17 protein-coding genes are annotated in these 25686 nt (G+C 49.6%); 11 read left to right on the forward strand and 6 right to left on the reverse strand.

What is annotated here, in order from left to right:
* The first annotated feature begins 91 nt into the window (after positions 1–91).
* From ACFPYJ_RS18470 to ACFPYJ_RS18510, 9 genes are all read left to right on the forward strand, one after another.
* On the forward strand, positions 92–2413 hold the full coding sequence (locus ACFPYJ_RS18470) for a glycoside hydrolase family 95 protein (protein ID WP_379189650.1): 2322 nt from the start codon (positions 92–94) through the stop codon (positions 2411–2413).
* Complete coding sequence (locus tag ACFPYJ_RS18475; protein ID WP_379189651.1) at positions 2410–3540, forward strand: mandelate racemase/muconate lactonizing enzyme family protein; 1131 nt, start codon at positions 2410–2412, stop codon at positions 3538–3540. The genes ACFPYJ_RS18470 and ACFPYJ_RS18475 overlap by 4 nt, the downstream gene beginning before the upstream one ends.
* A gap of 34 nt (positions 3541–3574) precedes the next feature.
* Positions 3575–4411, forward strand: coding sequence for an amidohydrolase family protein (locus ACFPYJ_RS18480; protein ID WP_379189652.1), 837 nt, complete (start codon positions 3575–3577; stop codon positions 4409–4411).
* Between the two features lie 25 nt (positions 4412–4436).
* Positions 4437–5237, forward strand: a complete 801-nt coding sequence (locus tag ACFPYJ_RS18485; RefSeq protein WP_379189653.1) for an SDR family NAD(P)-dependent oxidoreductase — start codon at positions 4437–4439, stop codon at positions 5235–5237.
* A 53-nt stretch (positions 5238–5290) separates the two neighbouring features.
* Positions 5291–8026 (forward strand): X2-like carbohydrate binding domain-containing protein, encoded by a 2736-nt coding sequence (locus ACFPYJ_RS18490; RefSeq protein WP_379189654.1) that lies wholly within the window; start codon positions 5291–5293, stop codon positions 8024–8026.
* Between the two features lie 132 nt (positions 8027–8158).
* The gene (locus tag ACFPYJ_RS18495) at positions 8159–9358 is read left to right on the forward strand and encodes a TIM barrel protein (protein ID WP_379189655.1); all 1200 of its coding nucleotides are present in this window, start codon (positions 8159–8161) and stop codon (positions 9356–9358) included.
* A 44-nt stretch (positions 9359–9402) separates the two neighbouring features.
* Positions 9403–10899, forward strand: a complete 1497-nt coding sequence (locus ACFPYJ_RS18500) for a rhamnulokinase (protein ID WP_379189656.1) — start codon at positions 9403–9405, stop codon at positions 10897–10899.
* Positions 10900–11150: 251 nt separating this feature from the next.
* Positions 11151–11450, forward strand: coding sequence for a hypothetical protein (locus ACFPYJ_RS18505; RefSeq protein WP_379189657.1), 300 nt, complete (start codon positions 11151–11153; stop codon positions 11448–11450).
* Between the two features lie 757 nt (positions 11451–12207).
* Positions 12208–12993, forward strand: a complete 786-nt coding sequence (locus ACFPYJ_RS18510; RefSeq protein ID WP_379189658.1) for a DUF817 domain-containing protein — start codon at positions 12208–12210, stop codon at positions 12991–12993.
* A 285-nt stretch (positions 12994–13278) separates the two neighbouring features.
* Here ACFPYJ_RS18510 and ACFPYJ_RS18515 read toward each other — a convergent pair whose 3' ends face one another.
* Positions 13279–14505, reverse strand: a complete 1227-nt coding sequence (locus tag ACFPYJ_RS18515) for an epoxide hydrolase family protein (RefSeq protein WP_379189659.1) — start codon at positions 14503–14505, stop codon at positions 13279–13281.
* Positions 14506–14782: 277 nt separating this feature from the next.
* Between ACFPYJ_RS18515 and ACFPYJ_RS18520 the strand changes: the two genes are divergently transcribed.
* Complete coding sequence (locus tag ACFPYJ_RS18520) at positions 14783–15175, forward strand: NUDIX domain-containing protein (protein WP_379189660.1); 393 nt, start codon at positions 14783–14785, stop codon at positions 15173–15175.
* Positions 15176–15307: 132 nt separating this feature from the next.
* Here ACFPYJ_RS18520 and ACFPYJ_RS18525 read toward each other — a convergent pair whose 3' ends face one another.
* The 5 genes from ACFPYJ_RS18525 to ACFPYJ_RS18545 form a co-directional block, all read right to left on the reverse strand.
* Entirely contained in the window at positions 15308–16135 is an 828-nt protein-coding gene (locus ACFPYJ_RS18525; RefSeq protein WP_379189661.1) for a carbohydrate ABC transporter permease, read from the reverse strand.
* Between the two features lie 18 nt (positions 16136–16153).
* On the reverse strand, positions 16154–17035 hold the full coding sequence (locus tag ACFPYJ_RS18530; RefSeq protein WP_379189662.1) for a carbohydrate ABC transporter permease: 882 nt from the start codon (positions 17033–17035) through the stop codon (positions 16154–16156).
* Between the two features lie 77 nt (positions 17036–17112).
* Positions 17113–18633: an ABC transporter substrate-binding protein gene (locus ACFPYJ_RS18535; RefSeq protein ID WP_379189663.1), complete on the reverse strand. Its 1521-nt coding sequence runs from the start codon at positions 18631–18633 to the stop codon at positions 17113–17115.
* A 137-nt stretch (positions 18634–18770) separates the two neighbouring features.
* Complete coding sequence (locus ACFPYJ_RS18540; protein ID WP_379189664.1) at positions 18771–20375, reverse strand: response regulator; 1605 nt, start codon at positions 20373–20375, stop codon at positions 18771–18773.
* Positions 20350–22170, reverse strand: coding sequence for a sensor histidine kinase (locus tag ACFPYJ_RS18545; RefSeq protein ID WP_379189665.1), 1821 nt, complete (start codon positions 22168–22170; stop codon positions 20350–20352). Before ACFPYJ_RS18545 ends, ACFPYJ_RS18540 begins: the two co-directional genes overlap by 26 nt.
* Before the next feature lie 1105 nt (positions 22171–23275).
* Here ACFPYJ_RS18545 and ACFPYJ_RS18550 point away from each other — a divergent pair.
* Complete coding sequence (locus ACFPYJ_RS18550; protein WP_379189666.1) at positions 23276–25543, forward strand: AraC family transcriptional regulator; 2268 nt, start codon at positions 23276–23278, stop codon at positions 25541–25543.
* Positions 25544–25686 lie beyond the last annotated feature (143 nt).

Genomic DNA, 25686 nt, shown 5'->3' on the forward strand with positions numbered 1-25686 from the left:
CAAGCTGTTCCCCGCGTTTGCCGAAACCGGAAGTACGCCAGCCTGCCGACCGTCATCGTATGATTCATTTGATCACAAAGGGATGTTGGACATGAACGAATTGAAACTTTGGTACGCCCAAGCAGCGAAAAATTGGTCCGAAGGGCTTCCGATTGGGAACGGAAGACTGGCCGCCATGGTCTATGGTGGAGCCGAGAAAGAGATTTGGAATATCACGGAGTTGACGTATTGGTCGGGCAAGCGGGAACCCGTCGAAAGCCGGTCCTCTGGAAAAGGGGATATCGTCAAACTTCGTCAGCATTTTTTCGACGGGGATTATGAAGCCGGGGAACGGATGGCGCGTGAGATTCTGCAGCCGGTCAAAGGGAACTTCGGCACGAACTTGCCCATGTGCGATGTCCAACTACACTTCGGGCATGAAGGTAAGGATGTCGTTCGGGAATTAAACATCGACAATGCCATCATAACGACTTCCTATAATGTCAATGGAGCCAAGCTGTATCGGGAAATGTTCGCCTCTCATGAAGACGGACTCATCGCCTGCCGAATTTGGAGCACACTGCCGGACGGCGTATCGTTCTCCCTCCATCTGACTGGCAGAACGGACCGGTTCGAGAGCTGGAACGAATCGTTTGACGTTTGGGCTTTCCAAGGACAGGCCTTGGAAAACGTCCATAGCGACGGCGAATGCGGCGTACAGTGCCGGGGCCAAGTCAGAGTGCGGACCCAGGGCGGGCAAGTATCGGGTGAAACCGGCCGCCTTGTCGTCACCGGAGCCAGAGAGGCCGTCATCTATTTCGCGGTCCAAACGGATTACGGGGTAGTGGGAGACAGTTGGCTTAAAGAAAGCATGAGGCGACTAGATGAAGCGGAAGCCAAAGGATATATGCGGCTCAAAGCGAATCACAATTCCGATTATCGAAGGCTGTACGACCGTGTGAACGTGGATTTCGGCTATACCGGCCCTGTCGCGCTGCCAACGGACGAACGAATCAAGCGGCTGGCGGAAGGAAACGACGACGATCCGCAGCTGTATGCACTATTTTTTCAGTACGGTCGCTATTTAACGCTCTGCGGCGCAAGAGAGGATTCTCCTCTGCCCCTGAATTTGCAGGGGATTTGGAACGACGATATCGCTTGCCGGATGGGCTGGACATGCGACTATCACCTGGATATCAATACGGAAATGAACTACTACCCAATCGAAATCGGCAATATGCCGGAGTGCCACCTGCCATTGATGCGTTACATCGAGCGGTTGGCGCATGGGGGGAGATCGACGGCAAAAGACTTTTACGGCTGCGAAGGCTGGGTGGCGCACACCGTCTCCAACGCGTGGGAGTTCTCGGCGCCGGCGTGGCAGACATCCTGGGGCCTTAACGTAACCGGAGGACTGTGGATTGCCGGACAGCTTAGAGAACATTACGAGTTTACGCTGGATGACACGTTTCTGAAGGAGACGGCTTATCCGGTATTAAAGGAAGCGGCCCTCTTCTTCCTGGATTACATGGCGATCCATCCGAAATATGGCTGGCTTGTCACCGGTCCGTCGATCTCTCCCGAAAACAGCTTTTACGCGAACGACGGGACGAAGCAACCCCGCAGCTTGTCCTTGGGAACGACTTTGGATCAGGTGCTTGTAAGTGATTTGTTCGAATTCTGCCTGGAGGCGGCACAGAAGCTCCAAACGGACGAGGAGCTGCAAATCAGGCTCAAACAAGCCATAGAGCTGTTGCCGCCGCTTCAGATCGGCAGCAGGGGAGAACTGCAGGAATGGCTGGAGAATTATGAAGAAGCACAGCCGGAACACCGTCACTTGTCCCATTTGCACAGCCTGTATCCGGCTTATCGGATTACGCCCCAATATACGCCAGCCTTAAGCGATGCCGCAAAGAAAACGCTGGAAATGCGCAAGTCCAGCGACTATCACGAGGATATCGAATTCACGGTAGCCGCATTCGCGGGATGCTACGCCAGGCTGCACGATGGCGAGCGTTCTTATGAGCAAATCTCGCACTTGATCGGCGAGCTTTGCTTTGCGAATCTTCTCACCTATTCGAAGCCCGGAATCGCCGGGGCCGAACAGCCAATCTATGTCGCGGACGGCAATTTTGGAGGAACCGCAGCCATTGCGGACATGCTGCTGCAAAGCCATGCGGGAGATCTTCATCTGCTGCCTGCACTTCCAGTCAAGTGGGCTACCGGCAAGTATGCGGGTTTAAGAGCGAGAGGCGCACTGGAGGTCGACGTCGTTTGGTCGGAAGGCCGCATGGTCGAGGCGACCGTTCAGGCATTCGCATCCGGACGGAAGCTTTTGCGGTACCGCGATCGCACGATGCCTTTCGAATATGAAGCGGGCCGCGTTTACAGAATCGATGGCGAGCTTCGGATCCGGGAAGGGACGAACCAATGAAAATCGTTCATGTAGAATCGTTTCTCTATCGTGTGCCGCCAAGCATGACATGGATCGACTCGACGCATGTCGTGTCGGGCATCGAGTTCATCGAGCTCAGAATCCGGACGGACACCGGACTGGAAGGCGTCGGGATCAGTTATACGGTTGGCGTCGGCGGTACCGCGGTCAAAGCACTAATCGACGATTACGTCATCGGTTCTCTGATCGGAAAGGATCCGATCCGGTACGAGGAAATCTGGCGGGATCTGAGCGGCCAGCTGCATCGATGCGGCGACGGCATCCCCTCGTTGGCTCTCGCGGCAGTGGACGTCGGGATATGGGATCTCATCGGGAAATATTACCGGCAGCCACTCTATAAGTTGTTGGGAGGAGCTCGCGAACAGATCGTCGCGTATGCGAGCGGGATCGATTTCGAGATGGATCTACCAACATTGCTGGCGTTTATGCTGGAACACAAAGCACAGGGTTATTCCTTCGTGAAGATGAAAATCGGTAAGGACGACGTCGCGGAGGACATCGAACGGATTTCAAAAGTTAAAGAAGTCCTCGGACCTGGTATTACGGTGTTCGCCGACGCGAACCAGAAATGGTCCGCTCATCAGGCCATCTCGCGTATGGCACAATTGGACCGGCTTGGCCTCGGATGGATCGAAGAGCCCATCGACAACTCCGATATCGAAGGACATGCGAGGCTGAAGGCCGGCATGAAAACGCCGATCGCCGTTGGCGAAAGCTTGTATTCCAAATATCAATTTCTGGCGTACCTGAAGCAAGGGGCGGCGGATTTCGTACAAGCCGACGTGGCCCGGGTTGGCGGCATCACGGAATGGTTGAAGATCGCGCATTTGGCGGACGCATGGCAGAAGCCGGTGGCCCCCCACTTTCTGATGGAATTGTCCGTTCATTTACTTTGCGGCGTTCCTAACGGATACATTTTGGAAAATGTGAAAGGCGGTTCTTTAACCGAGTTAGGATTGCTCGAAGTTCCAGTACAGGTGAAGGATGGCTATTGCCGTCCGAGTGAAGAGCCCGGGCACGGTATTCGGCTGAATCGCGCGGAAATCGGCAAATACCTGGTGACGCCGGAAGCGATTCGGCAGATGGACGTAAGGAGCATGAAATAAGAGATACAATTCGCTTCGTTCATGGAGGGATTAGATGATCATCGACGCGCATCAACATTTCTGGGTCGCCTCGCGGGGAGATTATCCTTGGCTGACGCCGGATTTGAAAATTCTCTATCGGGATTATTTGCCCGTAGATTTGGCACCGATCCTGGCTGAGCAACGCATCGCGAAAACCATTCTCGTCCAGGCGGCACCGACAGTGGAAGAAACCGAATTTCTGCTGCGGCTGGCCGAGGCAACCGATTACGTGGCAGGCGTCGTCGGATGGCTGGACATGGCGGCTGACGACTTTCCGGAACAGCTCCGCCGCTTGCGTGCTCATCGTAAACTCGTCGGTATTCGCCCTATGCTCCAGGATATGGACGACGATGCGTGGATTTTGCGGCCCGAGGTGCTTCGCAACGTCGAATGCTTGCAGGAGTTCGACTTCCCACTCGATCTGCTGGTGCATCCGCGCCATCTCCCCCATATAGCAGACCTTCTGGAACGATATCCTGCTTTGCGGGCCGTGATCGACCATGCGGCGAAGCCGCCGATCAAGGAGCGGATTTTGCAGCCATGGCAGGACTGGATGGAGCAGATTTCGAGCTACGACAACGTCATGTGCAAGCTCTCTTCCTTGATCACTCAAGCGGATTTGGAGCACTGGACCTCTGAGGACATCGCGCCCTATGTCCGGCATGCGGTGTACGTGTTCGGAACCAATGCCGTCATGTTCGGCAGCGATTGGCCTTACTGCCTGCTGGGGAGCGGCTACAAAGACGTGTTGGCAGCGCTGCGTGCCGCGCTGCCGGCGGATCTGACCAACGGAGAGCTGTCCGCCATTTTCGGCGGCAATGCGGAGAAATTTTACAAACTTAATCGATAGTACGAACAGAGGAGGGAGGCGGGCTATGCAGTTCAAGGGAGAGGTCGTCGTGATCACGGGAGCCGGCAGCGGAATCGGGGAAACGAGCGCCAAGCGATTCGCCACGGAAGGCGCCCATGTCGTCATTGCCGATATCCATGAGGAAGCAGCGGCAAGGGTGGCATGCCAAATTCGCCAAGCCGGAGGCGAAGCCTGCGAGCTCCGAACAGACGTCTCCAATGTGGCGGATATCCGGAAGCTGATCGCGTTTGCTGTCGACACGTACGGGAAAATCGACGTTCTATTCAACAACGCCGCCATCCTGATGCCGAAAAGCCTGGAAGAAGGAACGGAGGAAGAATGGGATCGGTTGTGCGGCGTCAACTTGAAGGGGACAATCTTTTGCACGAAATACGCAATGCCTGAGCTAAGGAAAACGAAAGGCAGAATTGTTAACATGGCTTCTTTATCGGCTGAAATCGGTCAGAAAAACAATCCGTTCTATCCGGCTACGAAAGGAGGCGTTATCGCGTTCACCAGATCGCTAGCGATCGATTGCGCGATGGAAGGAATTCGGATTAACGCGATTTGTCCTGCCGGCGTCTCTACCCCGCTCTTGGAAGAGTGGTTCAATCAACATCAGAACCCCGACGAGCTCAGACGATCGATGGATTTGGTTCATATGCTCGGCAGGACGGCAACGGCGGACGAAATCGCGAATGTTGTCTTGTTCTTGGCTAGCACAGCCTCGTCGTTCATTACGGGGCAGGTTATCGATGTGGATGGGGGGGCTTCTTTGGGGTATGGCTTCGGTCCGAAACCGGAATGGCAGCAGAGCCGTCCATGAACCTTACGACAGTATTGTAAGTGCAATTATTCCATGTGTGAAGGAGAATCGTTATGTATTCAAGAACCGGAACCGTAATAAAACGCTATTTGAACATTTGCCTGGCTCTCCTGCTGTTAGCTGCTACAATCGCGACATTCGGATTCCAGCCGTCAACGGCAAATGCCGCCGATAATGGCCTGGGTGCTAAACCTTACATGGGTTGGAGCAGCTATAGCCAGCAAGTGATTCATTCGCCGAACCCTTGGTTAACCGCAGAGAACATCAAGGCGCAATCTGATGCAATGCATGAGAAGCTACAAGCCCACGGTTATGAATACATTAACGTAGATGCTGGCTGGAACGGCGGGATGGACAGTTATGGCCGGCCGATTCCCAGCACTACCGTATTTCCCGACGGGATCGAGGATGTAATCAACCATGTGCACGATAACGGGCAAAAGTTCGGCCTGTATGTCATCCCGGGCTTGGGACAGGAAGCTTATGACCAGGATTTGCCGATCTACGGAACGGAGTGCACGATGCGGGATATCACAGCACAACCGTTGCAGCGGGCCAACTACTGGGGCTTCGGATATAAGATCGACTTTTCCAATCCGTGCGCCCAAAAATACATTGATACCGTGGCCGACCAATTCGCGGAATGGGGCGTCGACTTCTTAAAGCTTGACAGCGTGACACCCGGATCTGGGATCTACGACTTGTCTCTGGATACCAGGGATAACGTCAAGGCGTGGTCCCAGGCGCTTGCTTCCCACGGAATCTGGCTCGAGCTTTCCTGGGCGCTGGACATCAAGTATGCCGACACCTGGAAAGAGTATGCGAACGGATGGCGAGTGCACTGGGATATCGAATGTTACTGCCAGACGTTGACGAAATGGGATAATATCTCCCGCCTGTTTCCCACGGCAGCGCAGTGGTGGCGGCATGCCGGCCCTGGAGGCTGGAACGATTTCGATTCCCTAAATATCGGCAATGGAGCCGTGGACGGTCTGACGCCAGTCGAGCGTCAAACGACTATGTCGTTTTTCGCCATGTCCGCGGTGCCCCTCTATTCCGGGAACGATTTGACGGACCTGGACGACTATGGCCTTCAATTGCTAACGAACGACGAGGTAATCGCCGTCGATCAGGCAGGACGCCCTGCCCGCCCCGTGTCCACCGACACGGATCAGCAGGTATGGTATGCCAATAATGGCGATGGAACTTACTCAGTCGGATTGTTCAATTTAGGCAATACCGAAGCGGACGTGAACGTCGATTGGCGCGATATCGGTATCACAGGTGCGGCGTCCGTGAGGGATTTGTGGAGCCATGCCGAGCTAGGCTCTTTCGAAAACGGGTATCACGCTACCCGGGTGCCTTCTCACGGCTCACGGCTGCTCAAGGTCACCGTTCAACACGGCACCTCGTTTGCCAATGACGACGACATCGGCATTCGGTATGCGGGATCGTGGGTGCGCAATGAGGGCCGGGAATGGACGGGATCGTCGCAATCTCTCCTTGTTAATGTGATCGATTCAAAAATGAAAAACAGTTCATTAAGCCCGATTTCGGCTGCATTCGACAAAAATATCTCCCTCCAATCCGGCGTAACTACCACGACGCCGCTGAATAGTTCAATTGTTCCGACTGTATTGAGCTTTGACAAAACGGCGGCCGCGTCATCCGACGTCACGACGACGATGACGCTGAACAACAACGAATTAGTCGGCATCACGAACGGTGTAACACCGCTCGTTTCCGGTGATGATTACACGGTTTCAGGCGACGTGGTTGCGTTCAGCAAGGAATATTTGGGCACCTTGTCTCCGGGTACGGTCAACTTGTCGCTCCAATTCAGCGCTGGGGCGGCCCAGACGTTGACCGTTGTCGTAAGCGAATCGTTAAGAGGCCGATACGTTAACGTCAACGATGATGATGCATCCATTGTTTATAAGGGAGCTTGGAATCCGAATACGAACAGGGGTCTCGGCGATTACAAGGACGATATCCATTGGTCGGAGACGAACGAAAATTCCTTCGAATATACATTCAAAGGAACGGGCATCGAACTGATTACGGAGCTCGATTCCTCGCAAGGTAAAATGGATATCTATATCGACGGCGAGTTTAAACAAACGGTCGACACCTATAATGCAAGCCGAGTCACCCGCCGGGCTGTGTATAACGTCGCTGGACTGCCCGACAGCGAGCATACGATCAAAGCGGTGAAGAAATCCGGTCAGTTCATGCTGCTAGATCAGTTGAGGATTCGAATTGCGGACATAATTGGACCGGATACGGCCACCTTCGACAAGTCGGGAAAAGGTCAGAACGGCATTACGACCGAGCTCCGATTCGATAGAAGAAATCTGATCGGCATCCGGAACGGCGAAGTCGCGCTCCAACAGGGGAAGGACTACACCGTATCGGGAAATTCCGTTACGGTCAAGAAGAAGTACCTGGAAGAACAGCCGGCGGGTACCGTATTCCTGACATTCGACCGTCGCGGGGACTATCAGGATGACGTTCATTCTACAGCAGATAACGGTGACTATTTCGAATATTCTTTCAAGGGGACGGGCGTTGAAATCATCGCTCCGACCGATCCTTCCCAAGGGGAGATAGACGTCTACGTAGACAATACATTCAAAGGAACGGTCAGCTTACAGAGCGACAGCCGGTTGTCCCGTCAGACGGTGTTCAGCATCTCCGATTTGACGAGCGGCACTCATACCATCAAAGGCGTGAAAAAAACAGGTGCTGCTTTCATACTGGATGGGTTGAGATTCCGCGTTCCACAGTAGTCACGATATAGGAATATCGAACACATTATTCAGTTTGTTTGGCGGAAAGGGTGCCGAATTCATATTCGGCATCCATCCCAAATGTTATTGGAGATATGGAATCATACCGTATTAAAAAGGGGGTGATCAGGTTTGAAGACAGATCCTAGAATGTATTTGGCTGTAGATAATTGCTTTGCATCCAAGAGATGGACGAAACCGGCGGAATGGATGAATTTGCTGAAGTCCATGGGCGTTAACTACGTCGAAGCAAGCGCGGACAATGAATGCGATCCTTTGTACATGAGCAGAGAATATTTGGAGCGTTGGGTCGGGGAGGTAAAATCGGAAAGCGAAAAAACGGGCGTGAAGGTTGCGAATCTTTATTCCGGGCACGGAACCTATACTACTTTAGGGCTGACCCACCATGACAAGTCAGTCCGTGATCGGATACAACGGGAATGGATAGAGCCGATGGCCGAGATTGCCGCGAGTATAGGGGCAGGAATCGGATTTTATTGCCATGCCTTTTCTGATTCCACATTGCAGAATCCCACAGTTTACAGGGAGATGGAAGCGGAGCTGTTCGCTCGTCTCGCCAAAATTGCCCTTCATTGCCGCGACTTGGGGATTCTGGCTCCCGGTGTTGAACAAATGTATACGCCGCATCAAATTCCGTGGACGATAGAAGGATCGAAACGACTGCTCAAGGAGGTATATAGCCTTTTCGCCAGTCCATTTTATTTGACGCTTGATACGGGGCATCAGAGCGGCCAACGCAAATTCCGGAAACCTGATGCACTTGCGATCGATGAAATGGCGGAGAACTGCCTCAGAGGCGAGCCGGATTCTTGCTGGCTGGGTTCTCAATCCGCTTATGATCTTTTCGTCGAGATGATCCGCACGACAGACGAGAAGCGGGCGGGCATCCGAGAAAGAATTCTGGAAGAGATGAAGCGGTATCCATATTTGTTTGCGGACAACACCGACAGCGATACGTACCGTTGGCTGGAAGAACTAGGCTGTTATTCTCCGATTATTCACTTGCAGCAAACGACGGGGGAGTCATCGTCGCATCAGCCCTTCACCGAGGAATACAATCGCAAGGGGACGATTTTCGGAGAACCTGTTCTAAGGGCGCTTGAGAAAGCCTATCGTGCTCCTGGCAGCAGCGAAGAGGGGATGCCGCCTAAATGCGGGGAGATCTATTTGACGCTAGAAATATTCTCGGGCACGAGCGAGATGAACACTGCCATTTTGAGGAAGATTCAGGAATCGGTTCAGTACTGGCGGAAATTCATTCCCGAAGACGGGATGAAGTTAAGCCAAGTGCTGAAAAATCTGGAAAAATGACTTTATAATCTATAGTAATGCTGCGAAAGAAAGAGGAGTGGGGAATGAAACTATCGACCGTGCTTGCTTTCGATTTGGGCGCGAGCAGCGGTCGCGCCCTAATCGGTGAAATGATTGCCGTAGAAGGTGAAGGATTAAAGCTAGAGGTAAAGGAAATTCACCGTTTCCCAAATCAAGCCATACACGTTGGAAACCATATTCATTGGGATATTTTACGATTGTTTCAAGAAGTGAAAACTGGAATTCTTAAAACGTACCAAGAGGGTTATCGAGCCAACACGCTTGGGATCGATTCATGGGGAGTCGATTTCGGATTACTTGACGAGAGCGGGGAATTATTGGGAAATCCCTATCACTACAGAGATCAGCAAACGAACGGGTTGGTTGAAGAGTTGGCGGAATTCATAGGCGTTGAAGAGCTGTATCTACAATCCGGATTGCAGAACATGCCCTTTAATACTATCTATCAGTTATTCGCGATGGTGAAAACCGGTTCCCCGAAGTTGGATGCCGGTCGGGATCTGCTTATGATCCCCGATCTGATAGCTTATATGTTGACTGGCAGGAAAACATGCGAGTACACGACGGCTACTACGACCCAACTGTTTCATCCCGTTCTAAAAACCTGGAACAAGTCTCTAATGGAAACGGTAGGCATTCCTTCCCGAATATTTATCGAACCATTCATGCCCGGAGATCGAATCGGTCCTCTCGCTCCGGAAGTTTGCGAGGAATTGAGTGTAGATCCAATCAACGTGATCGCTGTTGCAACACACGATACGGCTTCGGCCATCGCTGCAGTCCCAGCGGGAGAGGATCCTTTCGCTTATTTGGTTTGCGGAACGTGGTCATTGTTGGGAACGGAGCTGTCCGAACCGCTCCTATCCCCGCAGACGATTAAATGGGCGTATTCCAATGAAGGCGGAGCCGGAAACACTTTCCAATTGTTAAAAAACATCATGGGATTATGGATCGTCCAGGAATGCAAACGTGAATGGGAGGAGAGGGGGGGAACGAGTGATTATCCCGGCCTGATGCGGCAAGCTCGTGCTGCACCGGCTTTTCAAGCCCTGATCGATCCTGATGACTCGCAGTTTTATACCCCTCATGGCATGGTAGATAAAATTCGATCCTACTGCAGGAAGACGTGGCAAAAAGAGCCGGTTACTGAAGGAGAGATTATACGATGTGTCCTGGAAAGCTTGTCGCTTCGCTATCGCCATACATTGGAACAACTGGAGAAATTGACTGGCCGCAGCTTCAGCGGACTTCATCTGGTTGGCGGTGGCGTTCAAAATGGGCTGCTCTGCCAACTAACTGCCAATGCCATTGGGCGACAGGTATGGGCTGGTCCGGTGGAAGCAAGCGCAATCGGAAATATGTTGGTACAGCTTATTGCCTCTGGTCTATGCAGAGATCTTAACGAGGCGCGCTTCTTAGTTAAGAACTCGTTTCCGTTGATGGTCTATGAGGCGCAGGGCGACTTGCTTCAAGAGGAAGCTTACGAAAGGTTCAAGAAATTGATCCAGAAAATCGATTGATGTATAACCAAAAACGGCCCGTGTTCGATCGAATGCGACAGGGCCGTTTTTCTGTTTTCGTGGAATTGCTTCGATTTTCGCCCTGATCCGAGTTCTGGAGGGGCCGGACTATTGCACAAAATAAGAGGTTATATGATGTCCTGATGGACGTTGAGCTAACTGGGCAGGTAAACGCAACAATATAAGTGCCAATTCCGTCCGTTATATAAACAAAGCAGATTTTTGAAGTGATTAATGAACGGGGGTTAAAAATGAGAACGATGATGACGCTCTTAGCATTAGATGCGTACATGCCAATTGATGAAGGTCTAAATGGCGATATGAAATATATTGCAATAGACATGAGTAACTTTAAAGGCCTTGATGATACAGATAAGGAACAAATTCTAAAGCATTTCGATAAATACAATGTTAAAGTAATGGAAGCTACGTATGAGCTACTAAAAGCCGAAGGGTTATATGACCACCAGAAGGCTCCAAGTATAGAGCGGGTGACGGAGCAATTGGAACAAAAGTCATTGTTGAATACAAAAACGATAAATGGCAAGTAACAAAAGCAGACGGTACTTGGGGTAGTTAATTATTCGACTAAACGGAACACGATAGCTGAACAGGGAAGAATTAGGGCAATTAATACTACATACACTTATGGTGAGAGATTATTAATGATATTCAGACAAGCCACGATAAAGGAATGTTTATCTTTATGGAAAGGTCCAGAGTTTGCGGGAAAACAATTTCTTTCCTATATAGAAAATGATATTGAATAGCTCATTTAGGTGGTGTTAATTTGCTCATAGTCAGGCACTTAATTCTTTGGATTTTTTTTATCATTTTATTCAGAGTTGGAGCATTGTGTTTGGAACTAACTGAAGGATACAAAGTCACCACAACCGAATATTATGGTCTGCGCAATATAGGCTTTATTTTTATCGCAATGATGTTCCTTATAGCGTCTGTTCTTTATCCTATTATTCTGTTGCCACTATTAATAGTTTGTTGCAGAATTGTGACTGCTTCATTGGGTAGGGTGCTGCTGTATTTCGTCCTGGGTGGAACAGGGGGGATACTGATATTCCATAAGTTTTACAATGACCGTTTTATTCAGGAATACAATCTGAACATTAGTAGCTCTATTCTAATCTTTGGAGCTGTTGGTTTCATCTATGCTCTGATGGATAATTACCTCCAACGTCGTCTATATTGTGCTAACGGAGCATGATAGCTGAGGAGCTTGCTACGAGGCAGCTTCTTTTTCGTTTGTTAAGCTAACGAAGCCACCCGGCGCATGACGAGGAGATAACATCAATGAAACCAATAATACAACTACTGCATTTTGGCTATCATCAGGCGATGAGCTGCATATTTCCTGTTGCGATCTTTGGGACTTTAGCTCTTTCTAACGTAATAGAGGTACCCTTCATTTACCGTTATGATGCTATTCTTCTTATACTGCTTGTAGTGCAGTACCTTATGTACCGCAGTGGATTAGAGACACGCGATGAAATTAAAGTTATCTGTATCTTTCATTTTATTGGTTTGTTGCTGGAAATATATAAGGTAAGGATGGGATCATGGTCATACCCTGAGCCTGGGTTTACGAAGTTGCTCGGTGTACCGCTCTATAGTGGATTTATGTATGCAAGTGTAGCAAGCTTTATGTGTCAGGTATGGCGTAGACTGAAGATGGACATGACCGGCTGGCCGGGGCTTACTTCTGCGGGATTACTAGGAGGAGCCATCTATCTGAACTTTTTCACACATCATTTTGTTCCTGATTTTCGTTGGTGGCTGACGGCGCTTGTGCTTATTGTCTTTTGGAGAACATGGATCATATATCGGGTTCAGACCATTACTTATCGAATGCCCTTGACACTTGCCTTTTTCTTTGTAGGTTTTTTTATCTGGTTAGCCGAAAATATATCTACATTTTTTAATGCTTGGAAATATCCTGACCAGCACCAAGCCTGGCGGCTGGTTAGCTTCAGTAAGATCAGTTCGTGGTTCCTTCTGGTAATCATTAGCGTCATTATTGTTGCACAGCTTAAACATGTTAAAGCTGGCCGGAAAACGAAAGATCCACGGTCCAGCTAAGATTAAGCTAAAGGAGAACGATAGCAATAAACTACATCACGAGGCTGCCGCGGGATCGATCGGCAGCCTCGTCACGAACGGGCAGATTACGATAGCTCAATCACAACAGCCTGCCGGTACTATCCGGCAGGCTGTTGTGTTAACGGGCAGTTGTGCAACCTCCTTAAGCAATAACAGAAAATCATAAAATGGAGAAGCTCTGGAATATCGCTGCCCAGCAAAAGTAAGACCCGAATCATTTTCGCATGATAGGGTCTTTCAACTAATCTGTAATATTCCGGGTGATTAGCGTAGCGACTTGAATCCCGCGCGGAGTTCTGCAGCGAAAAGCTCTGGCTGTTCCCAGGCCGCAAAGTGTCCACCCTTGTCGAGCTTGTTATAGTAGATAAGATTGGGGTAGGCCTGCTCAGCCCAACTCTTCGGGGCTTGATAGAGCTCGTAAGGAAATACGCTCACGGCAACCGGGATGGAGACGCCCTTGACGGCGAAGAAGGAGAGCTTGTTTTCCCAATAGAGACGAGCCGAAGAAATCGCCGTTTTTGTCAACCAGTAGAGCGTGATGTTGTCGAGGACATCGTCTCGCGTAAGACCTCCGTGGTGTCCGGCAAAGGCCTGTGAGATCAGCTCCAGACTACACGCGTCATGGTCAAGCATAAAAGCTGCCATACCGACGGGCGAATCTACCAGTCCGGTCAGCGTCTGCGGGCGCGTCCCCATCATTTGGGCGTAGGCACTGTGTTGACTGTAAAAGAAGTACAGCTGCTTGCACGCGCGCCATTCGTCGTCTGAGAGACCAGAGGGCAGCGGGTTGCCGGACTGGAGCGCCTTATCAATGTAGGGTGGAACCACGCCAGGCATGTTGGAGTGAATGCCGACCAGTCCCGAAGGCGCCTGTACAGCCATCAAATCCGTGACAACCGCACCCCAGTCGCCGCCCTGCGCCACATACTTCGTGTATCCAAGGCGCTTCATCAGCTCTACCCAGGCACGTGCGATGCGGACGGGGCCCCATCCTGTCGCGGTCGGCTTGCCTGAAAAACCGTAGCCGGGCAGCGACGGAATCACCAGATGGAAAGCGTCCGATGCCTTCGCGCCATGTGCCGTGGGATTGGTAAGTGGTTCGACAATCTTCATCAGCTCGATGATCGAGCCGGGCCATCCGTGCGTGATGATGAGCGGCAAAGCATCTTCATGCTTCGAACGAATGTGCATGAAGTGAATGTCCAGACCAACGATCTCGGTCATGAACTGCGGCAGGGCGTTCAGCTTAGCCTCGCACTTGCGCCAATCGTAATCTGTCGCCCAGTAGCGCGCGAGTTTCTGAATCGTTGCAAGCTGCACGCCTTGCGATGCATCCGCGACCGTTTCCTTCTCAGGCCATCTTGTCGCGTTTATTCGACTTAGCAATTTGGAAAGTTCCGCTTCCGGAACATTCACATGAAACGGACCCCGAATGGTGTTCTTATCTGTAGGTTGCTCATTACTTGGTTGTTTGGTACTTCCTTGTGCCATTTTTTATCTCCTTTTGATTAGTTTTGCTCACGGCAACCGGAATGGAGTTGAATGGACAGCTATGGTCACAAGCTGTTAAAGAAAGAATATCTTGAACAGCCTATTGAGTTTGAGTTGTTTATCCCAACAATAATTAATGAGGATGGGTACCGAGTTTTTGACTGCTTCTTTTTCTGGGAAGATTAAGAACTTTATGGAAGTAGTTCAGGATGTCGAGAACAGTGTATAACACCATATTCACGCTTTGGGCCATTCGTACCTCGGCAGAGTGATTACGATGTTAATCAGACCAAGGGTATGTGCAGCTATAATTAAAGAAAACCGAGTTTTAATGGTGTTACAAGAAAATGAGAATCGGAGTTTTTGGACACTTCCAGGAGGTGGCGTTGAAGAGGGGGAGACTCTTGAAGCAGCGGTACTACGCGAAGTAAAAGAGGAAGTGAATGTGGACGGCAAGGTTGAGCGGCTATTGTTTGAAGATACATATACATATGGACCCGATTATTGCTTTTTAGTTACCGTAGATCATGATCAAAAAGCTGAACTGGGTTATGATCCTGAGTTACCGCTAAACGACCAAGTCTTAAAGGGGATATCCTGGTTTGCACTTACTGACAAGAAGGATGATATACAAGTAAAACTTCTAATTGAAAGCTTATTAGTTGATTAAGCTAAAGGGCCACGACACTTTAATAAGAGAGAACCAGTCAAACACTGTATTTTCGTTTTTGACTGGTTCTTTTTTGGGACCCACCGCAGCCATTTTTTAAGCTTTGATTTTGGATTTCGGTGCAGTCTGTGACTACATCTTAATCGAGCCGCTGGCGATTCCTTCCACGAAATTGCGCATCAACAGCGAGAACAAGATCAGGAGCGGCAGGGAAGCGAGAATATAAGCCGCCATCATTCCGCCGTAGTCGCTGAGACCGTGATTGCCGGCGGAAGCCTCGAAGGAGACGAGCGCCACTGTTAGCGTCTGGTGGATACGGTCGAGCAGCAGGGATGGCAACAAATAATCGTTCCATAGGCTGTTGATGTTGATAATGCCGACCGTCGTGCAAATCGGAATCGACAGAGGAATCACGATGGAGGCGAAGATGACGCGGCTTCCCGCGCCGTCGATGCGGGCCGCTTCGAACAATTCATTGGACAATTGCTCGAAAAACGTTTTCAGCACGAAGATGGTGAAGGCTTGGCCGCCGGCGATATAAGGCAGGACCAACGCCCAGTAGCTGTCGGACAGCCCCAGTTTCTTGATCTGCAAATAAAGCGGAATCAACGTTAGAAAGCCCGGGATCAGCAGCAAACAGAAGACGAGCAGAAACAGCGCATTCTTGAACGGGAACTTGAGCTTGGCGAAGGCAAAGGCGCTCATCGCCGAAAAAAGAAGAATAAACAGGACGCTGATGACGACAATGACCACGGTATTCAGGATCGGCGTATCGATTTTGTCCCAGGCCGTCCAATAATTGCTCCATGCGAACTTCAGCGGAATATCGATGGTGCTGGCGGCAAAGTCGATCGGCGTCTTGACTGAGTTTTCAAGAATAAAGTAAATCGGCAGCATGGTGAAAACAATCAGTAAAATAAGAATCAATTGTCCCAGGGACGGCATGCGAATGTGTTTCAAAATGGTGCCCTCCTTTGGTTAGGAATCGGATTTAACCAGCCGCATGTTGAGAATCGTAAACACCAGAATAACAAGGAACATAATCAGCGCGATGGACATGCCGTACCCGAACTCGCCGTTCACGGTCGAGACGTTGTACATATGCAGAATCGGGACGTAGGTGGAATAGCCCGGACCGCCGTTGGTCATGACGAGCGGCGGAATAATATTTTGCAGGCTTCCGATCAGGGTCAGAATGATGATCAGCCTGAACTGAGGCGTGGATAGCGGAATATCCAGCCGGGTTACCCGTTTCCATCCGGTGGCGCCGTCCAGTTTCGCCGCTTCGATTACTTCCTTGGATATCCCCTGCAGTCCCGAATAGAAAATCAGCATATTAAAGGCGCTGATCCACGGGAAGCCCATGAGGATAATGGAATACAGGGCAATGTGGGGGTTGCCCAGCCACAGCTGCTGCCAAGAGTCGAGCCCGACCATACCGAGCAGCTGATTGATGGCTCCGTCGCCTTGATACAGGAAACGCCAGAGCAGAATCGTGACAATCCCGGGAATGACGATGGGGATGACGAATAACGTCCGGTATACGTACTGCATGCGGGCTTTTTTGATATGGAAGATCAGCTCGGCCACGATGAAAGGGGGGATAACCGCCAATACGATGGAAAACGCTACCCAGATGAGCGCATTAATCGTGGACTGGCCAAGCACTTCGTCAGTCATCATCCGTCTGAAATTGTCCAGTCCGATAAATTGCGGGGGATTGAACCCGTCCCAGTTGGTGAACGCTCCGCTTAGCGCTTGGTACACCGGATAATACGTAAACCAGATCAGGAAAATGAAGGTGGGGAGAATAAAGCCATATCCCGTTAAGGTCATTTTGGTTTTATCTTTTAATTTCATCCAAGCCAGCCGTCCTTCCTCGTACGAATAGGAAAGAGGGAGCGGCTTGCCGCAAGCTCCCTCTTCCATGGTTAAGCTTAATACTGACTGAAATCCGTGTTGTTTTTCGTTTTGTATTCCTTAAGTGCGGCATCGAGCGCTTTTTGCACGCTTGTCGTCGCTTTGTTCAGATCGATGTTGCCGCTCAGGTAGAGTCCAAAAGTACGCTGGAGATCTTTGCCCAGATTCGGCGAGGAATTACCGACCGAGATCGCTTTCAGCTCCTTGGAAGCTTGGCTGGCAAGCTCTTTCATGCTCTCGTTTGGTTTGGTGCCGGGCCAGGTTGGAACGAAGGTGCCGTTCTCGTTGACGATTTGCTCCACGTGTTCAGGCGTGCCGATGAATTGCAGCCAATCGATAACCGCTTCCTTCTTGCCTTTTTCCTTCATGCTTTTGTCGGCTTCTGGGGTTGCCACGGCGAACTGGAAGGCGGCATTCGGTCCGCCGACGGCGCCCGAAGCGTCTTCTCCCGTCGTCAGCGGCGTATCGGCAGCCGATAACACCGGGAAGTTGAAGGAGCCCAGGTTGAACTTGATTTTGGCGTCCATCGCATTATTCGGCAGCCAGCTTCCGTCATAGAAGATCGCCGTCTTGCCGGCCAGAAAGTCGTTTCTGGCATTGGTGCCCACTACGGCGGGGTCGGCAGTCAGATAGTCTTTTTTCCACGTATCGGTCAATTGTTTGAATATCGGCCACCAGCCCATGAAGCGCGGATCTTTCGTATTCAGCAAACCTTTGGAAATCGCGACCGCTTCATCCAAGCTGGAGACGCCGGGTGCTTTGTCGAAGCCGGCAACCTTGTCGAAATCCTTGGCGTAGAAATCCGTCAGGAAATGCCGTTGGAACCAGCTGTAATCCGGCGCTTGGGACATGGCCACGATGTCTGCAGCCTGCAGCTTCTTGTTGTCATCGATCAGTTCGGCCCAAGTTTTGGGCGCTTCCTTAATGCCGACCTGCTGGAACAAGTCTTTGTTGTAGAAGAAAGCGGTCGCTACATAGTCGCCGTTGATGTTGTAGTGTTTACCGTCCGGAGAGGCCGTTTCATTCATGACGGTGTTATTCATGGCTTCCTGCCAAGTGGCTTTGTCCGGGATATAAGGGTTGGGCTTGTTGAAATACTCGGTCAGATCCTCGGCTATCCCTTTGGGCAGGGTACCGTTCAAATCGGCCCATTGCGCCCAGTATACATCGAACAGCTCACCTGCAGCGGCTTTAACGCGCACCGTTTGGGTGTAATCTTTGAATTCTTCGTCCACGAAGCTGATCTTGATGCCGGGGTGGGCTTTCTCATACTCATCCGCCAGAGCGCGCAGCTTATGCTGATCGGCTTTCAAGCCTGTGATATTTTTGGCATCCGGCGTGTAGGACTGGGCAAACATGTTGATGGTGCCTTTCCAGGCGGAGCCACTGCCGTTCACAGTTGTTTCGTTGGTTCCCGATGAATTCCCGTTCGAGGCGGAAGTCTCGTTATTGGAGGCGTTGCTGCCGCAACCAGTTGCAACAAGCACAAGCGCGGCCAACAGAATGGGTAGTGATTTCGACGCAAACCGATGTTTCATTCGAATAATCCTCCTATTTGTAGTATAGAAAGCGCATTCATCTTCCTGAACCTAATCTTAGATGACTCGGGGGCGATGTTATAGAGGTGTAAATTTTACATCAGGTTAGGTTTTTTTTACCTGCGCATTCTATCGTCCTACATAAAATGCTTCTTGTACTCGGACGGCGTGTAACCGGTAAGCTCCTTGAATACGCGGTAGAAATGCTTGACGTCAGCATACCCGATCCGCGTGCTGATTTCCTGAAGGCCGTACGCTCCCTGCTTGAGCAGCTCCTTGGCCTTCTCGATCCGGCATTCCTTGAGAAAATCAACGAAATTCCGGTTGGTCGAGTATTTGAACCAGCGACTGAAATAACTGGCGTTCATCCCCATATGATCGGCAACTGTCTGCAGACTGACGCCATCGGACAAATAATCCCGCACATACTGCTTGGCTTTTCCCACCGTCCGCAGATCCAGCATACTGCGCTCTTGAAGGATGGATTGGCACAGTTCATGAATCATGATCCTGATTTTGCTAATCAAGGAAGCGTGGGTGGCCGTGCCCTCCAGCTCGGATAACCACATTTGTAGTGATTTGCCGCTCGTTTCGTTGATGTCCAGATCCATCTGTTTCATCTGCACCGCCAACCGGAGCATATAGTGCACGATGATTCGCTTCAACTGGGCGGGGCCAATATGCCCCGAGGACGTGACCTGGTCAAGGGCGTCGTAAGCGGCCTCTTCGCTGCCATGCATCAGAAACGCCAGCGAGACCTCCATTTGCTCCAGCAGCCGGACAGGCAGATGCTGCTCGACCTGAAGCTTGGCGGGCGACAGAACCTGATCGCCGCCACGCACGAAACGGTAAGTAACGGAAAGCGAAGCCTCCTGATAAGCCTTGGGCGTATCCGCAAAAGGATAGATCCGGCTCATGCCTACGGTGACCGTCCGTTTAAAACAGGCGACAATGTCCGCCCTCAGTTTGTCTGCCTGCTCGGCTGTCTGCTCGGTAGCGCCTTCGGAACGGTCGGCGGGATAGCTGAGAATCACGATAATTTGCCCGGCATGATCCTGAAGGATGAAGCACTGAGGCTGATCGGCGTACCATTCCTGAACGAATTTGGTCAGCGCATACATGAACAGCTCAATGTCGAAGGCGGTAAAGGAATCCCTCTCGATCCAATCCGGACTTACGGCCAGCACGACGACCTGATCGCTGTCCGGATCGATAGGCAGGCGGTAGCCGGTATCGACAATGAATTGTTCCAGGTCGTTCATATCGTGACCGAATAAACAATGTTGATAATATAATTGCTGCGCCAAAGGAGCGGCTTGGCGGATGGTTTGCCGAAGTGAACTCAGCTGGGCCAGCTCTTCGCGTTCGCGGTCCACAAGCGCTGCGGCTTTGCCCAGCGTATCCAGCAATTCCCCGCGATCCAGGGGCTTGTTGAGGAATCCCAGAACCCCGTGCTGAATCGCCTGCTTCGCAAGCTGGAAATCCTGATAGGCGGTCAGGATGAGGCGATGGATGCGAGGTGATTGGGCCGCGATCCTCTCGCAGCATTCCAGTCCGTTTAGGCTCGGCATCCGAAAGTCAAGGATGACCAGATCCGGTTGCAGCCGGAATATTTGCTGCAGACCGGAGACGCCGTCCTCCGCTTCGCCGACAACCTCCCAAGCGGGAGCGAAGCGTTGAATAATTTTTTTGATCCCCTGCCGGATAACGGCTTCATCATCCACGATTATGACGCGATACATAGACGTTAACCTCACTTTCGCTGCGGATAATGGGAAGCACGAGCCGGATTTCCGTTCCCGCGCCGGGCTCGCTATTAATTGTCATCGTATAGCTGCCGCCGAAGTACAACTGAATGCGGGCATAGACGTTGGCAAGGCCAATACTGCTTGATCTCGCCACGCCGGACATGCTGCTCCTAAACTGCTGATTCAGCTGCATCAAGCGTTCCTGGGTAATGCCAAGGCCATCATCGCTCACCTGTACGATCACGGTGTCGTGCTCGCTTCGAATGGTTACGGCCAGTTTCCCTTTTCCCTGCTTCAATTCCAGCCCGTGATAGAACGCATTCTCGATGAGCGGCTGAATCAAGAGTTTGGGCAAATAGAAATCCAGAAGTTCCTCTTCCACGTCGACGGCCATGTCGAAGCGGGTCGCGTAACGATTCTCCTGAATATGGAAGTAGCTTTTCAGGTAATCTTGTTCTTCGCGAAAGGTTATAAAATCGTTGCCGCGGGAAATCGACGACTTCACCAGCTTGCCAAGCGACGTGATCATCTCGACGGTGGAATCGGCCTCGTCGATTTCGGCATTCATCTTGATGGTCTCCAGCGTGTTGAAGAGAAAATGCGGATTGATTTGCGATTTGAGGGCTTGAAGCTCGCTTTCTTTTCTGAAGATTTCCGCCTGGTACAGATTACGAACCGTCTCGTCGAGCCTGCGGCTCATACGGATAATGCTTCGGATCAAATGGCCGATCTCATTGCGCGGCGGATTGGCGTATTCGATCTGAAAATCTTCCATCTCCACGCGCTTGATCAGCGCGATCAGCCGGTAGATCGGCTTCGTGATCTGAATCGAGCTCAAAGTGGAAAGCAGGATGGCGATGCTGATGCAAACCAGACCCAGAATAATCATGGAATTGCGCACGCCGCTGTTGCCCGATACGATCTGCACCACAGGTACGTCGCCAACAACGGTCCACCCGTAATTCCCGACCTTGCTGTACACCACGATGTTCTTCCGATTGCCGATGGTAAGGCGCTGCATGCCTTGCTTGTCCTTCGACAGCGTGGGCAGATTGGCCAGCAGCTGGTCATCGATGGCATCGTTGGCATAGACAATCTGGTGGTTGCCATCCATGATGAAGAAAGAACCGTTCTTCCCGAGATTCACCGAATCCATTATTTTTTTGATGTCGTCTAGCTTGAAATCCACCTCGAAATAACCGGCATATTCCATCAGAGTCGTGGACTTGTAAATTTTGCGCACCAATGAAAATACGGGCTGCACGACATTGCTATCGTTCAGATAGGCGGAGAGCGGCTTATGCAGGCTGAGAAAGTTCACATTTTCGTCGGAAGCGCTGAAATCCTTATACCAGGGCATCATCTCCACGGTTAAGCTGGGGGGCAGGTAACCCTGATTATAAATTTGCGGATGCGCCGTACCCGGCAAATCAAAATAATAAATGCCCTGCACGCTGTCGCGCTGGGACTGCCAAAAGCTGAAATTTTTCTCGATGGTTTCTTTCTTCTCCAGCTCGGAGGAGGGGTTCGAGGGCTGCTCGAGCGTCAGCAAATCCTGCAGGCCGCGGTTGTAATAAGGCTGCAGGGTGAACTTCTCCAGCTCTTGGATATAGCTTTCAATATTGGAAGAGGTACTGACCGCAACCTGTTCGGCGAAATCGCTCAGCTTGTTCTCCATCGCCTGGCTGTACAGATAATAAGCGCCGAAGCCTAGAACGGATAAGGGAAGCACGATAAAGACGACATACGTAATAATCAGTTTTTGTTTGAAGCTAATGAATGTTTTCAAAGTCCTCACCTGCCTATCAGATATCTAATCTAATGCAAGTATCTTACCATAACGTCACGTTCATATTATGACTGGACGCGGTTTCCAGCAAAGCAATGCCGTGTCATTGGCAGTCTTTTCTGAACTAACGGGCGGTTAGATGCTTATTGTCCCATCTGATTCGATATGTGAGAAGATAATTAATCAAGTAACTAAGGAAAGAGTAGATTCAATTATGAATTTTTATGATAATCAATCGGTATATTCAACAAAAATGCAGACAATAGAAGGGGTCAAAAAAATGCCGAAGGAACCTTCTTAGCATGGGAGGCACCAATAAAGAATCATCCCGCTTCTGAATATATGGAGAGTGCTTTTTTGGTCTATAATTCACAGTTCTCTGAGAAAGGGAAACTGGGACATTGCCGAGAGCTTTTGGTTCAAATGAGAGCGGAATGTTCCCAATCGGCTATGATGGCTGGAGATCGGGGTATCCCAAGAAGGGTCATCCTGATGAAAACAGAAATTTAAGGCTGCTGACTACATGGCAGCTTTATTGCGCTAACGGGCTGGGTAGCGCGAAATTTGATCTTCAATATTGAATATTATCGGTATTTGATCTAATGTATAATTTAGGGAGGGGTTAAAATGATACCGTCTGAGGTCAAAGTAATTTCCACAGCAATTACTATTTTTATTGTGCTTTGGACTGCTTTGTTCGCTACTATAAAACCAAAAACTTTTTGGAGGATAACCCAAGGTTATGCTTATGAAAACAAATAACCATCGCCAAACTCAAGATTGGCGATGGTTATTTGTTTGGAGTTGTGTCTTCATTGAAAAAATTGAGATAGACCAAAAAATCAAAAGTAATTGCGTCTAGCAAAAGTTTGTTGAGCCTCTTACCTTTGAAGGAGACTAGAGATGTAGTCAAAAAGACATCCCATCTAACAACGGAACGTCTTCTTTTTATTTGCAAAGAAAATCTCTGATTATGTAATAAAATTCGCACTTCTTTGATAAGATCCATACTGGACAAGGCAGGAATCCTGTTATAATATTTGATTATTTTCACACACCAATATAGATTTTTCTTCTTGGGATAAATGAGGAAGAAGGGTATACCATGTGGAGCCAGATAAAGCCGAAGAAGATGTATTTAAGCATATTTTTGTATTCCTGCATTGCTGTGAGCTTGCTCACCCTAGTGTTCACCATGTTCCTGAGTCAGCAGTTCTCTCGAAGCGCAATGGATGAAATGGACAAGTCTAATCGAGACAAAATGAAACAAGTCGTTCAATCTTCGGAATTTACCTTGCAGAAATTACGTCAGTTTGCGCTGAGAGTCTATTCGGATGAAAGTATTGCACTTTGGATGAATATGGATATTAACGATTATTCCCCATTGGCATTGAATAAAGCCGCGACAAGTGTAAGGGAATTTATGAGCAGCGAACCTTTCATTCACGGCATTTATTTAATCAACTTCAATATTGACCAAATCTACACCTCAGAATCAAGCCTTTACACGACGAAGGATTTTTATGACCCAATCATGTTGAACTACATTAAGAGTCAAAAAACGCCGTATCTGCAGTATGTTAACCATGAGGTGGAAGGTGAATCGTTTCTGACACTTGTCGTACCGGCAGCCGGTCCTAATCAGAACTATCAGGGATTTGTAGCGATTCTGTTCAGCAAACCTTTGTTGAATGTGAACATGCTGCAGATTTCGGAGGAAGATCAGAACAAAATTTATATTGAAGGCAAGAATAAGGAGTTTATTCTGGGGAATACGGATCCTGCGTTAACGAAAGAACTAATGGAAATGGATAAACCGACAGCGGAACAGAACTGGAGATGGAATTCTGGCAATGAGACATGGTCCATTCAGAGAGAACGGTTGCCTATAGAAGGATGGAATGTTTATCACTTATCGCCGATCTCACTATGGCAAGCAAAGGTAACCAAGATCCGGATCGAAATTATCGGTTCATCGATCTTTTTGCTGTTAACTCTACTGTTATACTTGTTTTGGCAATCATACCACAGCTTGAAGCCTATTAGCGACTTGGCCTATCAAATACAAAGCAAGCTGGGCAAGAAGCACCCTATCGTACAGACAGCGAATGCCAATAATGAGATGGCGTGGATTCATTCTAGTTTCCACTCACTTGTTGAGAAGATCGAACAATTGGACTTATCGATCAAGAGCAGCAAAGCTTTGGTGAAAGATGATTTCTTACGCCAATGGATTCTAAATTCGAAGTCTTCCAGACCGATTGAAGAGTTTATTAGAAACCAAACGCAAATTCTCATAACGGGATGGTTCCGCATGGCGGTCATACGTCTAGAATCGTATGGACGCTTCGAAGAGCAATTCGACTTTGCTTCTCGAAAATCATTGCGCTTTGCATTAGGAAACATTATGACCGAAGTCCTTGCGAATCACGGGTATACTGCAGAAACAGTCGATTTCGGCTCTGATCACATCGTGGCGTTCATTTCATCGTCTGCTTCAGAGGAAGATGTGGCACAAGCTATCGGAGCGATGGAGGACGTAAAGATTCAGATCAGTCGATGGCTTAAGCTGGAGGTGCATGCAGCTGTAAGTTCTGTGCTTGATGTTGAGGAGAATTTGCAGATTATTTATACCCAACTATACGAACTGACGTTGATGGGATTCATTAATCATGAGGATAGGGTGTTTACCTTCGAAGATCTGGAGCGATATGAACGAGGCAAAGACAATGATCTAGATGAAGCATTGCTGAAGCAGGTTATACACTCTGTTCAGCTCAAGAACGATAAGGCTCTTGAAGGTTATTTGGATCAGCTCACATTGCATATGCAGGAGCTAAGCTATGAGGAATGCAAACTGCAGCTAACTCACATCATTTATTCGATCATTAAAAGCTTCAAGAACTATAAAACGTTTCAAGGGATGAAGAGTATCCATACCTTCCTGAAGCAATTTGCAACCTTAGGGGAAGTGAAATCATGGCTATACCAGGAGATGCTGCAGATCATAGACCAGCACCGCAACAAGAATGCCTCCAACCGAAAGGATGAGGTCGCCGCCGAGATGATCGAATATGTACGCAATCATCTTCACAATCCAATGCTTTCCGTGGACGATATTGCGGCTCATATATCCATGTCCGTGAACTATGCCAGACAAATATTCAAGGACCATTTCCATTGCTCATTATCTGATTATATTACAAACCAAAGGATCGAGTATGCTATCAAGCTGCTTGCAACGACTGATTGGACCATAGCGGATATAACGGAACAGTCCGGATTTCAAACCAAAAGCACCTTCTTTTCAGTGTTCAAACGAGCAACTGGGATGACACCGAACCAATACCGTTTGGAAAAAAGCATAAGCTAGAGCGTAGAAAATCGTACTTTTGTTTGTTAGAAAATAAGTACTCACCCATTTGTAACATTTCGTACCGATTGATAGATACTGGACTGTACGGAAGCTGAGCAATCCGATTATGATCAAACACGAACCGGGCAAGCGGGATGCAC

Source organism: Paenibacillus solisilvae (assembly GCF_042656405.1).
Classification (GTDB): domain Bacteria; phylum Bacillota; class Bacilli; order Paenibacillales; family Paenibacillaceae; genus Paenibacillus_Z; species Paenibacillus_Z solisilvae.